The 12,678-nt window shown below is 55.6% G+C and carries 11 protein-coding genes; 3 read left to right on the forward strand and 8 right to left on the reverse strand.

All coding sequences use genetic code 11. From position 1 onward, the window contains the following. Position 1 precedes the first annotated feature (1 nt). Positions 2-700, reverse strand: a complete 699-nt coding sequence (locus HUF19_RS13320; RefSeq protein WP_260997069.1) for a lysoplasmalogenase — start codon at positions 698-700, stop codon at positions 2-4. Next, a complete protein-coding gene (locus HUF19_RS13325; protein ID WP_260997070.1) occupies positions 697-1,386 on the reverse strand; it encodes a sterol desaturase family protein in 690 nt (229 codons plus the stop codon). The genes HUF19_RS13320 and HUF19_RS13325 overlap by 4 nt, the downstream gene beginning before the upstream one ends. Positions 1,387-1,518: 132 nt before the next feature. On the opposite strand from HUF19_RS13325, the gene HUF19_RS13330 reads away from it, so the two are divergent. Beyond that, positions 1,519-2,430, forward strand: a complete 912-nt coding sequence (locus tag HUF19_RS13330) for a LysR substrate-binding domain-containing protein (RefSeq protein ID WP_260997071.1) — start codon at positions 1,519-1,521, stop codon at positions 2,428-2,430. Between the two features lie 30 nt (positions 2,431-2,460). Here HUF19_RS13330 and HUF19_RS13335 read toward each other — a convergent pair whose 3' ends face one another. From HUF19_RS13335 to HUF19_RS13345, 3 genes are read right to left on the reverse strand one after another with little or no spacing between them, the layout of a single operon-like run. Continuing rightward, entirely contained in the window at positions 2,461-4,083 is a 1,623-nt protein-coding gene (locus tag HUF19_RS13335; RefSeq protein WP_260997072.1) for a sensor histidine kinase, read from the reverse strand. Between the two features lie 56 nt (positions 4,084-4,139). Continuing rightward, entirely contained in the window at positions 4,140-5,036 is an 897-nt protein-coding gene (locus HUF19_RS13340) for a bile acid:sodium symporter family protein (protein ID WP_260997073.1), read from the reverse strand. Positions 5,037-5,064: 28 nt separating this feature from the next. Then, positions 5,065-5,562 (reverse strand): Lrp/AsnC family transcriptional regulator, encoded by a 498-nt coding sequence (locus HUF19_RS13345; RefSeq protein WP_260997074.1) that lies wholly within the window; start codon positions 5,560-5,562, stop codon positions 5,065-5,067. A gap of 391 nt (positions 5,563-5,953) precedes the next feature. Here HUF19_RS13345 and leuA point away from each other — a divergent pair, with 391 nt between their 5' ends. After that, positions 5,954-7,639 carry a 2-isopropylmalate synthase gene (gene leuA / locus HUF19_RS13350; RefSeq protein ID WP_260997075.1) on the forward strand — a complete coding sequence of 562 codons (1,686 nt, stop codon included), beginning with the start codon at positions 5,954-5,956 and terminating at the stop codon, positions 7,637-7,639. A 139-nt stretch (positions 7,640-7,778) separates the two neighbouring features. After that, entirely contained in the window at positions 7,779-8,183 is a 405-nt protein-coding gene (locus HUF19_RS13355; RefSeq protein WP_260997076.1) for a cyclophilin-like fold protein, read from the forward strand. 113 nt (positions 8,184-8,296) lie between these two features. Here the strand turns inward: HUF19_RS13355 and HUF19_RS13360 are convergent, their stop codons facing one another. The 3 genes from HUF19_RS13360 to HUF19_RS13370 form a co-directional block, all read right to left on the reverse strand. Next, positions 8,297-8,782 (reverse strand): FKBP-type peptidyl-prolyl cis-trans isomerase, encoded by a 486-nt coding sequence (locus HUF19_RS13360; RefSeq protein ID WP_260997077.1) that lies wholly within the window; start codon positions 8,780-8,782, stop codon positions 8,297-8,299. A 184-nt stretch (positions 8,783-8,966) separates the two neighbouring features. Next, positions 8,967-10,202, reverse strand: a complete 1,236-nt coding sequence (locus HUF19_RS13365) for a DUF4124 domain-containing protein (protein WP_260997078.1) — start codon at positions 10,200-10,202, stop codon at positions 8,967-8,969. Between the two features lie 59 nt (positions 10,203-10,261). After that, the gene (locus tag HUF19_RS13370; protein ID WP_260997079.1) at positions 10,262-12,649 is read right to left on the reverse strand and encodes an ATP-dependent helicase; all 2,388 of its coding nucleotides are present in this window, start codon (positions 12,647-12,649) and stop codon (positions 10,262-10,264) included. Between the last annotated feature and the right edge of the window lie 29 nt (positions 12,650-12,678).

Consider the following 12,678-nt stretch of genomic DNA (forward strand, 5'->3'; position numbering starts at 1 on the left):
TTCAGCTCGCCGGAGCGGATTCCGCCGTGCTTTTCTGCCTGCCGGTTGCTGCTTTCAGCAGAGGTGAATCCACCGCCAGCAACAGGCCATACCCCAGTAGTAACTGGGCGCTGATATAGATGCTGACGATCACCGGTGTGGAGTGCTCAAACGGCAGCCAGAAGCGGTTTACGCCGATCAGGCTGTCGGCCAGCATAAACAGCACACCGCCGGCGGCAATCCAGCGGTTGCCGCTGCGTAACGCCAGTACTGCCATACCCCATAAACACAGCACATAAATCAGCACCGGCCACCACAGCGCGCCGGTATTGGGGTAAAACTGCCACAGCAGAAAGACCGCAAACAACGCCGGCAAGCCGGCCCGCAGCGCATCCCCACGGCGGCTCTGACGCAATGGCCACAGCAGCGCGATATAACTCAGCTGCGCCAGCAAAAACGCCGCCAGCGCCTGCTTTAAATACAGGCTGCGGTCGAAGTCGAGAAACACATCCCCGGCGGCTGAGGTCAGCATCGCCAGCGCGTACAACCAGGCTGCCCGTAAACTGATTTCAGCGTTCCTGTACTGCAGCCAGGCAACAACCGCCAGCAGCAATACCGGACTGGCTTTCAGGGCATAACTGAGCGGGTACGGATGCAGCGGCCACAGCAGGATATAGAGCGCGCCGAGAATCACGGCCAGGCTAAACAGTGTGTGTTTCATCGGTTTTTCTCCCCGGATGTCGCCCGATTGCCCGGTGTGCGCCAGTACAGCGTGCCCAGTAACCAGTCAAATAACGGCAGGGTGATATTGAAATTGCACTGCGCCATACGCTCGCGTTCATGGTGTAGCTGGTGCAGATGCCGCAACCGCCACCAAATGGGCGTGCGCTCAACAAAGCTGCCCGCCGGCAGGTGATAACTGAAGTGCATCACCTCATAAAACAGATAACCGCACAGCGCCGCAGCGGCATAAATCCAGCCGGCGTTATCCGACCACAGCCATTGCAGCAGCAAAGTACCGGGAATAATCAGGAATACTAAAAACACATAAATCAGCCAGGCCGGAAACAGCACCACACGCCAGTCGCGCACGCTTTCAAAGGGCATCGCCGATTCAATAAAAAAGCTGTGGTGATCGCCGGTATGGCGCGAATAGAACAGCCGGCCAATACGGGTTTTACGGTGCCCGAGCCAGCGATGAGTGGCGTATTCGCCGAAATTCACCAGCACCATGGTCAGCGGCAATAACAGCCACTCGGCGACAGTGCCCTGTTCCACCTGACTGAAGCTGTAAATGATGACAGCCAGCCCGGTAGCCGCGACCACCAGCGCATGCAGACCGCCGGAATAAAAGCTGGCAATAGAGGCACGGTATCGGGCGCGGAAGGCCAGATGATCAAAGGCCATAAGCATCTCCTGTCATTATTGCTGTTGTTATTATTTTTAAGTTGTCTCCACTCTATCGCCGGCGGCTAAATAAAGGCCAATCAATAATTAAAAAATGTATTATCACCATTATGAATAATACATGAGAAAGCCATGAGCCTGCGTTCCCTTGATCTGAATCTGCTGCCGCTGTTTGCCGCCTTAATGGAAGAACAGCACCTGACCCGTGCCGCCACACGTCTGCATCTCAGTCAGCCAGCGGTCAGTAACGCCCTGAAACGCCTGCGCCTGCAGCTGGGTGATGATCTGTTTGTGCGCACCGCCAGCGGCCTGAAACCGACCCCGCGGGCGCTGCAGCTGTATGCCAAAGTCCGTGACGGGCTGGAACTGATTGAACAGGGCTGGGCCGATCAGCAAAGCTTCGATGCCGCCACCAGCCGCCGGCATTTCCGTCTGTGTGCCAATGGTGCAGTGGAATATCTGGCTGCGCCCTGGCTGATGCAGCAGTTGCGTCAGCGCGCGCCGGGTGTCGCCCTGCAGATAGAAACCGACCAAAGCCCGGATATTGTGCAGCGCCTGCAGGATGGCCGCCTCGATCTGGCCATCGATTATGTCGACCAGCCGCAGCCGGGGCTGTGCCATGCGCCGCTGCTGCAGGAATCATTGGTGGTGATTGCTGCGCGTAACCATCCGCAGTTCCGCCCCGATCTCAGCTACGACGAGTTTATCCGCCTGCAACATGTCAGCCTGTCGCCACGTAACCGTCAGGGCACGCCGATTGAGCAGTTGCTGGGACATAAAGACCTGCCACGCCAGGTGCAGCTCTGGGTCAGCAGTTTTGTATCAATTCCGCCGGTGGTCGCCAGTACCGACCTGATTGCCGTGGTACCGCAACAGCTGGTCAGCCACAGTCTCTGGCAGCAGTTACTGCAGACCGCCCCCCTGCCCTTTGCCTGCCCACCGGTTGAACTGCAGCTGATCTGGCATCAGAGCCGCGAGCGCGATCAGGCACACCGCTGGTTACGGGAATTATTGAAGGAATTGGTGAATCTGACGGGAGCATAAAGCCCCGTAAAGAAAGGATGACAGGCTCTGTCAGCTGCGCGGAAAACGCAGGGTAACGACCGTGCCCTTACCCGGAGAGCTGTCGATCAGCAGCTCACCGCCATGATTAACCATCACGTTGTAAGCCACGGTCAGGCCAAGGCCGGTGCCCTGACCAATTTCCTTGCGGGTAAAGAAGGGGTTAACCGCACAGCTCAGGTCTTCTGCACTCATACCGGTGCCGGAATCTTTGACCATGACCGCTACCCAGTCATCCTGCAGATCGCCGGCAATTTCGATAGTACCGCCACCGGGCATCGCATCGGCAGCGTTATGCAGAATATTGTTAAACACCAGCCGCACCTGCTCAGGGATGCACGACACCAGCGGCAGCTGCTGCAGATGACTGTAAACCCGTAAATCGTTACGCGCACTGAGGTTTTGTTCGGCCAGCGCCTGCTGCATCAGCTCGTCCAGCGCCGTGGTTTCTTTGCGCTGATGTTCGCTGATGGCGAAGGTGCGCAGCTCGCTGACAATATTGCGTACCCGCTCCAGGCTCTGCTTGGAAGTACGCACCAGATCCGGGGCGTCGTCACGTACAAAGTCCAGATCAATCGCAGCACGCATCTGCACCAGCGCCTGTGTCAGGGCCTGATCGGCAATGCTGTGCTCAGCGGCCTGATACTGATCGGCCAGACCAATCAGCTCGGTCAGGTACTCACTCAGCGTGGCGATATTGGAATACACCACCGCAATAGGGTTGTTGATTTCATGGGCCATACCCGCCGCCAGATGCCCCAGCGATGCCATCCGCTGCGCCTGCAGCAGCAGATCCTGGGTGCGCTGCAGTTCATCCAGACTGCTCTGCAACTGATGGTTGCTGTCGTGCAGGGCCTTGGTACGGGCTTTTACCTTCTCTTCGAGCTGTTCATTCAGCTGGCGCACGCGGTTCTCGGCCTGCTGACGCTGGCTGATCTCACCTTCCATGGCGCGCAGCACATCGTTCATTTTATGCGCCAGATCGTCCAGTTCACTGTGGCGCAGCGAGCCCTCCACCACCAGCGGTGCGGTTATCGGCTGACGCGGGTCGATGGCCATCAGACGTTCCATCAGACGCTTCAGCGGGCTGGTCAGACGCGCGCGGAACACCAGAATCAGCACCACCGCCAGCGCGATATTACGCAGCACATCCAGCAATAACGTAATACCGGCGCGGCGCTCAAAGCCCTGGCGGGTCAGGCGCTCATCCGACCAGACCGTCAGATGACCGATCACGCGGGGATTTTTAGAGTAGATCGCCGGCTCCAGCAGTTCGACATCGTGGGCACGGTAATAAAAGGAATTAGCGGTATCGCTCAGCTCGCGTTTGCTCAGACCGGCGCGCTTCTCAAAGCCGGTATCGTTTTCCACAATCACGCTGGCCACCACCGCCGGGTTCATCAGCAGACTGTCGAGGATGCTCTGCATGGAGCTGTTGTCGTAGTTATACAGGGTCAGGGCCGCCGGACCGCTCTGGCGCTCCAGCAGCTGGGCGGTAAGCTCATGGTAGCGGCGACTCTCGGCGGTATAGTCAAAGCCGATTTGCGCGGCACTGAACAGCACCCCCAGAAAGATGCTGAAGCTAAGGACATAAAAAGTCAGCTTACTTTCTATCGATGACAGACGACTGCTCAAAATTGTCCCCTAATTATTATTCAGCGATCCGGCTGTGGTAAGACAGGCACGGGTCATTATAGCGAAGATCCGTTCAGTGGCACCCGCACTGCAGATGACGAGCGCAGGACATTACGGCCAATCAGCAACAACGCCGGCAGATTCATCAGGATACCGTAAAACAACGCGACCAGCGCCAGGTCCGGCCGCTGCAGGATGGTCGCGCTGATCAGCATCGCCGTACCGGCATTCTGGATACCCACCTCAATCATCAGCGTCAGCGTATGCCGTTCGCTCAGGCGCAGTAAACGGCTGAGCAAAGCGGTCGCCGCCATCGCCAGCACACACAGCCCCAGACACACCAGTGTCGCCTGCGACCATAGTTGCGGCAGGCGTTCGCTGTTGGCCACGGCCATGGCGATGACCAGCACGGCAAAGAGCAAACCAGACAACCGGTTAAACCAGGGTAAAGCACGCTCTAACCATTGCGGATAACGGGCCGTCAGCACCATCCCCAACCCCATGCCCACTAACAGCGGTAACACCGTTACCAGCAATAAAGGCATTAATGTCGGCAGCCAGGGCAGATACAGTTCAAGCTGATCAAGGTTCAGCCACTGCAGCTGGGTATTTACCCACAGCGGTAACGTCAAAGGTGCCAGCAAGGTAATAAGAGCCGTCAGGGTGACCGACAGCGACGCATCGCCACCACTTAAATGGCTGATAATATTTGAGGTGGCACCACCGGGGCAGGCCGCCAGAATAATCAGGCCAATGGCCAGTGTGGCCGGCAGTGAGAGCACCATCACCAGCATCAGCGCCAATGCCGGTAACAAAAATAATTGCAGCGCCAGACCGAGCAGAATCAGCTTCGGCTCACGCGCCACCGCGACAAAATGCGCCGGGCGCAGGCTCAGCCCCATCACCAGCATCATCATGGCCAGAGCCAGTGGTAAAGCAACCTGGGTTAACACATCGTCTCCTTACAGAAAAATCATCCTATCAGCGTGCTGCTAATGGCAGCGCCGTGCGGTCGATGACTTTACGCATTACAAAGCTGGAATGCACTCCGCTGACGCCCTCAATACGGGTCAGGGTGCCAAGCAGAAACTGCTGGTAGGCATTCATATCACGCACGATCACTTTTAATACATAGTCGGCCGACTGGCCGGTAATCAGGTAGCACTCCAGCACTTCCGGACAGGCCGCGACCTGTGACTCGAAGTTATCAAAACGCTCCGGCGTATGGCGATCCATGCTGATCGAAATCAGCGCCAGCAGATCCAGCCCCAGACGCCGGGCATCCAGATGGGCACGGTAGCCCTGAATCATACCGCTTTCTTCCAGCGCTTTTACCCGGCGCGAGCAGGGCGAGGGTGACAGGCCGACTTTATCGGCCAGCTCCAGATTGCTGAGACTGCCATCCTGCTGCAGTAATTCGAGAATGCGCTGGTCAATACGATCCAGCCGGGCCATACCATCAGGCATATCTGAGTTCATAAAACGACCTTCTGTTGAGCTGATACAAGTCGCTGCCGGTCAGGGCAATCCGTGCCACGAACAGACACTGGCACAAATCGCCAAAGACAATAAATATTGCGCAATATTGTATCAAAATTAAGGGTTATCAATAGCAACTTTGCAATCATAAATGCCAGCATGCCGCATATACTGTGCACATACTGTTAACCAGATCTCTTCCTTACCGGAAGGCATCTGAACGCGCTGTTCACAAGACAACGCGTCCGCCCAGCCGCCAGAAGTGGTCAGGGCCAGAGAGGACTCACAAGGTCTGAGCAAAGACAGTCAGAAAGGAAACACGAACAAGCTCAAAAGGCTTAAAACACGCAATCAATGACCAGTTTTTATAAAATCTGAGCAAGGACCGGATATGAATACCCCGACCACCGCCCGCTTTAACCATCGTAAGTACCGCCCTGCAACCGTTATCGCCAAAACCGATCGCCGCTGGCCGGACCAGACTCTGACCACCGCACCGCTGTGGTGTTCAGTTGATCTGCGTGATGGTAACCAGGCGCTGATCGAACCTATGTCCGTTGCGCAGAAACAGCAGATGTGGGCGTTGTTGGTCAACATGGGCTTCAAGGAGATTGAAGTCGGTTTCCCTGCCGCCTCACAACCGGATTTTGACTTTGTACGCTGGCTGATCGAAGCCAACCAGATTCCTGAGGATGTCACCATTCAGGTATTGGTGCAGGCGCGTGATGAATTAATCGAACGCACCTACGAAGCTCTTGCCGGTGTACGCCGCGCGGTGGTGCATGTGTATAACTCCACCTCGCCGGTACAGCGTCAGCGTGTGTTTAATCTCGACAAACAGGGCATTGTCGACATCGCTGTCAGAGGCGCACGTAAGGTCGCCAGCGAAGCCAAACGCTATCCGCAGACCGAGTGGGTATTTCAGTACTCACCGGAAAGCTTCTCGACCACCGAAGTCGATTTTGCCGTTGAAGTCTGTAACGCCGTGATTAATGTCTGGCAGCCGACGGTCGACAAAAAAGCCATTATCAATTTACCGGCCACCGTCGAGAGCAGCATGCCCAACGTGTTTGCCGACCAGATTGAGTGGTTCTGCGACCATGTGAACAAGCGCGACAGCCTGATCATCAGCATTCATACCCACAACGACCGTGGTTGTGGAGTAGCCGCCGCCGAGCTGGCAATGCTCGCCGGTGCAGACCGTATCGAAGGCACCCTGCTTGGCAATGGCGAGCGCACCGGCAATATGGACATCGTCACTATGGCGATGAACCTGTACAGCCAGGGCATTGATCCTGAGCTGGATATCAGCATGGCCGATGACATCATCGCCACCGTAGAAGCCTGTACCAACATCAAGACCCATCCGCGCCACCCGTGGGTCGGTGAACTGGTGTACACCGCCTTCTCCGGCAGCCATCAGGATGCTATCCGTAAATGCCTGAGCAAGCAGCAGGACGACGAGCCATGGGATGTGGCTTACCTGCCGATCGACCCGCGCGACCTTGGCCGCAATTACCAGTCGGTGATCCGCGTTAACAGCCAGTCGGGTAAAGGTGGGGCTGCGTACCTGATTGAACAGCAGATCGGCGCTACCTTACCGCGCTGGATGCAGATCGAACTCGCACAGCCGATTCAGCGCCGCGCCGAAATGCAGGAAGGCGAACTCAGCCCGGAGCAGATTCTGAGCGTATTCCGTACCGAGTTTATGAACAGCGATGGCCGTTACTCACTGGCCGGTTACCAGATCGACAAACAGGGCAGCCAGTATCATGTGCAGGCATCTATTAATGACGGCAGCCAGTTAATGCTGATTCATGGTCATGGCAACGGTGCCATCAGCGCCTTTGCTGACGCCATGCACAAAGCCACCGGCGTGGACGTGCAGATTGTCCAGTTTGACGAGCAGGCCATCAGTGAAGGTTCCGATGCCACCGCCATGGCCTTTGTGCAGGCCAGCATCCGCGGCAGCCGTTATACCGCGGTCGCTCAGGACGGTGACACCCTCTCGGCCAGCCTCAATGCCATCCTGTTTACTATTAACAAGGCAATCATTGACAGCCGGGCCGTCGCCTGAGAACCAAGAAAATCAGCGCGGCAAAAAAACCGCTCTGCTAGTCTGAAAGTAATCCGATGCAACGGAACTGCACCGCCGGCAACTTGCCGGCGGATGCATTTATGCCGTTGTCTTTACTGACACGACGGGGGAATTTCTTATGACGTTACTGGCTATGCGTTTTGAAAACCACGAAATCCGTATTGCACTGCGCCGCACCCCAACTGCTCAGGCCATTCTTAAGGCGGTGCCTTTTACCGCCACGGTACAAACCTGGGGGCAGGAAGTTATTTTCGACTGCCCGGTACGGGTAAGCTATGAAGATAATGCGGTAAATATTGTGCAACCCGGCGATATTGCCTTCTGGGCCGATGGCAGCAGCATTGTCATTGGTTTCGGACCAACGCCTATTTCCCGCCACGGTGAAATCCGCCTGTCCAATGCCTGTCATATCTGGGGCGACGCCCTTGATGAAGTCAGCGCGCTGGCCGATGTAAAAGCCGGTACCGTGGTTGAAGTGGATATTGCCGAACCACTGGATCTGAAAAAAGCCAGCGGGCAATAACCAGCCGTTATTTTTTAAGCAGAAATAAATAACTGCAAAAATAAATTTAAAATGCATAAAAAAAGCCGGCTGTTTGCCGGCTTTTTATTAAGTATTTTCCCTTGGACAAATACTCAGTGGTGGTGACCGCCTTCACCGTGAACATGGCCATGAGCCAGTTCTTCTTCGCTGGCGTCACGGATAGATTCAACTTTAACGCTGAAGCTCAGAGACTTACCGGCCAGAGGGTGGTTGGCATCAACTGTAACGATGGCTTCATCAACTTCGGTCACGATCAGGTTGATCGGGCCGTGTTCAGTCTGAGCGGTAAAGGCCATACCAGGCTCAACTTTTTCGACGCCTTCGAACGCTTCCATTGGTACCTTCTGTACGCGCTCTTCGCTGTACTCGCCGTACGCATCGGCAGGAGCAACAGTAACTTCAAATTCATCACCAACCTGCTTGCCTTCCAGAGCCTGTTCCAGACCCGGAATAATGTTCTGCGCGCCATGCAGGTAAGTCATTGGCTGACCACCTTCAGATGAATCGATAACTTCGCCGCTGGCAACATCAACAACTTTGTAGTGAATGGTTACGATTTTGTGTTGTGCAATGGTCATAAGGTGTTGTCCTTGTTGGGCCCGGCATCACCGGACTGAAATATAACCGCCTTGTCTGAACAAGGCGTTGTGGCGTTACGCAAAGGCGACCCGGATAAACCTGTACGACCGATCTCTACGAAAGCGCTCAGTATAACAACTGGCTATCTGAGTACCACCCCCTGCCGCGCACCGGATCCTGTCATCAGTAATAGTGCGTGCTGAAATGCCCGTCCTGTAACCAGCGGGCGTAGCGCCCGTTTACCGCCGCCAGCCCGCCGGGGTAGGCCTGATTAAAGAATTGTGACGGTATAAAGGGCGCACAGGGATGCTGCGCATAATGGCCCAGCGTCTGCCGCAACCAGCGCTTGCCATCGTCATGATCAATCAGAAAAAATACCATCGCTGCCGCACGGGCGTAATTCTCATCCTGCGCCATGCCGTTAAATTCCGCATGGCTGCGCCCGGCCAGCTCGCTGAAACCGGTCAGCCCCTGCGCGCTCAGCCGGTTAAAACCGGCGGCATCGGCTTTTATCTGGCCGACATTCATCTGCCACTGCAGACCTTCAAGGTATTGTGCCATGCCCTCGCTGAGCCAGATCGGTGTTGTGCCCAGCATGCCGGTCATCATCGCGTGGGTCATTTCATGGCGGGCAATACGCAGTGTCCATTCGTCACGCTGCTGGCGGGCCAGATACGCCTGATTATGGCCGCCACTGTAATACGCCATCCAGCCACTGTTTGCCCCCTGCTGCTGACGGAATTCATCAAAGGCGCTCTGACTGGCAAACAGCACCAGATTCAGATTGATCTGACGCCAGGCCTTCTGCGGGATAAAGCGCGTTAACACGCGGTAGAGTAAATCGGCTTCACGGCGCAGCTGAAATTCGAGCTGAGCATCACCGGCCCAGCCCGGATATTCCATCACCAGACGCACGCCCTGAGTTGCCGCGGCGTATTTTTTACTGAGATCTTCCGCGCCGTTCTGTTGTGGCCGATCACCAAAGTGAACCTTGCCTTCGCTGTCGGTCCAGCGATAGACCGCACCGCGTTCAACATCACGGATATCCTGCGTTGGCGGACGAACACATCCCGCGCCACCATGATTGCGGTAACCTGTTGGCATGCTGTCCGCCAAAGCTTTGGCCGGCGCGGTACCGGGTGAGGAAGCCGCAGGGGCTGTATCAGACCAAAACTTATCGCTGCCCGGAGCATGTTCGGAAGCAACACCCGGCCTCGTCGTCACAGAAGCCGTTGTATGTGCACTGAATAATTGCGGTAACAGCCAGCCGTTGGGTTTAATCGCCAGAGGCTGCGGACTTAAGCTCAGCCAGTGCTGACGCTGCTCAGGCGTGCTGTTCAGCCAGAACAGTTCCAGCGCGAGCGCTGCTATAAAGGTAACAAACAGCGTGGTCAGCATAATGCGCAGCAATGACTTCATGTCTCTTTTCTCCTGCGGCTTGTCAGCGTCTGTTAGGCGTTATAAACAGATCAGGCCGGTTATTCATTTTCCATAAAAGCACTGGCAGTTTTTTTATCCAGCGTACGCGCCTGAGCTTCGCCATCGAAACGGATTTTAATATAGCGCTCATCTTCCGCCAGTACGACCCCTGCCCCGAGTGTGTCATGGCGGATACGGCGCTGTTCTTCTGCGGCCGAATATTTGCGCTCGATAATATAATCCGCCGGCGCTTTGGGATAACCCGGTGCCGCCCGCCGTGCTGTACGCTCTGCCGAAGCAGGGGCAGAAGTATCCAGAGTAAAGTTCAGATGAATATCCAGCTGACGGCAATAATCCTGCAACCAGGATGCCGGGCTGCCATGGGGTATTTTTAACGCAACAGAATCCGATTTCGCTTCGATAGCGCGTGCAATATCAACGCTGCGTTCAACCATTAATTCCTGCTGAAAGCGGCTGCTCCAGTCGCGGGCGGAAGTTTGCCCGCCGCCGCGTTTCTGATCTTTAAACGGATCTGGCGCAATTAAATGCAGTTGCTGCTTGGCGCGGGTCATCGCCACATAGAGCAAACGCCGTTCGCTTTCTTCGCTGGCCGGGGTAGTGAATTCACCTTCGGGGGTATAAGGATAATAATGGGCATTTAAACCGGGAATAATCACCACCGGCCATTCCAGACCTTTGCTCTTATGTATCGAGGTTAAATGCACACCGCCTTTTTTCTCGCGGCTTTGCTGCAGACGCTGCGCTTTTAATTGCTGCAGATAGTCCAGCGCGTTGCGGCTGTTCTGTTCCGACTCACGCATAAAATGCACAAAGGCTTTAATGGTTTGCAGCCGGTCTTCAATCTGCTGCGCCGAAAATGCGCTGTCGGCAATACCATCTTCCAGACCCGACTGATCAATATACTGCTGTAATAACCGGTGCGCCGGCATCGCCACATGCTCAGCACTGGCCAGCACTTCAGCCCGGGCATCCAGCTGCTGGCGCTGCCATTTACTCATATCGTCCGGCACCGCCGCCTGCAATGCCTCGCCAAAATCGGCATCGGCCTGCGCCATGGTGCGGGCAATCTGTTCCAGTGTTGAGCGTTTAATCTTCGGGTATGGCGTAGTCAGTAACTGCAGCCAGGCATCGGTACGCTGCTCGGTATTACGCGCAGCAAAACGCCCGGCCGAGATTTCCAGTAAGATCCAGAAAATCTGCAACTCCCAGCGATCCAGTACCGACTGCGAATTATGCAGCTGATACGGAATGCCGGCCTGCAAAAGCCCCAGCTCAATCGGCGCGCATAGCGCCCATAAGCGGTTAATAACGGCGATGTTTTCCAGCGGCTGCTTTTCTGCCTCGCTTTTAATCAGGGTTAAAATCAGCGCCGGTTCATAACGGGCAAAATGCAGTTTGGCTTTGGTCTGTGGTGTGGACGGATGCGACAGGCACAGCACCGGCTCACGCTCTTTATTATGGGTAATCAGATGATTGGCCAGCAGCGATAACGCATGACCATAGCGAAAGGTGTGCGGTAATTGGTAAGTGCTGACCTGCTGCATCTGCTGATCAAACTTCTGCACAATAAATTCCGGCTTTGATCCACGGAATTCATAAATCGTCTGATCCGGATCACCGATTACCATCACCGAACCGCGACCACCGTACAGCACTTCCAGCAGGTGCTGCTGAATGGCATTAATATCCTGATATTCATCCACCAGAATCCACTGCATATGGCCGCCAAACTGTGCGGCGATTTCCGGCTGATAAATAAAGGCCATCACCGGATCGTACAGCATATCGGCATAACTGATGCGCCGTTGCTGACGGCGCCAGTCTTCAAACAGATCAAACAGGTCGATAAAGATTTTGCAGCTGTCGGGCAGTTCCAGCGCTTCAAACACCTCAGCCGGCGGCTGCAGGCCAGACTTCACCAGATCAATAAAGGCCAGTGCCGGTTCGACCCATTTTTTCCGCTGTGACAGAATTTCCTGACGGGTATCGTCATCCGCCAGCTGCTGCAGTAAACGCCAGACAATGGGCTCCATTTCGCCATCGGATAACGGCTTGCCCTGAAACGGCGGCAAGACACCCTGAGCAATTAAGCGCTGATAAATACGCAAGCCCAGCGAGTGAAAGGTACGTACCTCGGGCAACGCCTGACGAGGCAACAAGCGGCTTAACTTGGCCTCAAAATCCTCCCGTGCGGCGCGGTTGTACATCAGCACCAGTAATCGCCGCGGGCTTACCCCCTCACTCAGACGGGCAGCAATAAAGTGCGTCAGCGTGGTGGTTTTACCGGCACCCGCCACCGCCACCACTTTGGCATGACCCTGCTGATGCGCAATCACCTGTGCCTGCTGCGGTGTCAGCTGGGTTCGGCCGGACTGACCGTCGGGCGTATACACGGAGGATGTTGGAGTATGGGTCAAAGCGGGCACGGGCCTCTGGAGTTCAGTGACTGAATTCT

It is taken from the genome of Thalassolituus hydrocarboniclasticus (assembly GCF_025345565.1).
Classification (GTDB): domain Bacteria; phylum Pseudomonadota; class Gammaproteobacteria; order Pseudomonadales; family Oceanobacteraceae; genus Venatoribacter; species Venatoribacter hydrocarboniclasticus.

Coding starts and splice junctions, on each gene's coding strand:
- HUF19_RS13320 (WP_260997069.1), bottom strand. CDS start 700: ATGAAACACACACTGTTTAGCCTGGCCGTGATTCTCGGCGCGCTCTAT.
- HUF19_RS13325 (WP_260997070.1), bottom strand. CDS start 1,386: ATGGCCTTTGATCATCTGGCCTTCCGCGCCCGATACCGTGCCTCTATT.
- HUF19_RS13330 (WP_260997071.1), top strand. CDS start 1,519: ATGAGCCTGCGTTCCCTTGATCTGAATCTGCTGCCGCTGTTTGCCGCC.
- HUF19_RS13345 (WP_260997074.1), bottom strand. CDS start 5,562: ATGAACTCAGATATGCCTGATGGTATGGCCCGGCTGGATCGTATTGAC.
- leuA (WP_260997075.1), top strand. CDS start 5,954: ATGAATACCCCGACCACCGCCCGCTTTAACCATCGTAAGTACCGCCCT.
- HUF19_RS13355 (WP_260997076.1), top strand. CDS start 7,779: ATGACGTTACTGGCTATGCGTTTTGAAAACCACGAAATCCGTATTGCA.
- HUF19_RS13360 (WP_260997077.1), bottom strand. CDS start 8,782: ATGACCATTGCACAACACAAAATCGTAACCATTCACTACAAAGTTGTT.
- HUF19_RS13365 (WP_260997078.1), bottom strand. CDS start 10,202: ATGAAGTCATTGCTGCGCATTATGCTGACCACGCTGTTTGTTACCTTT.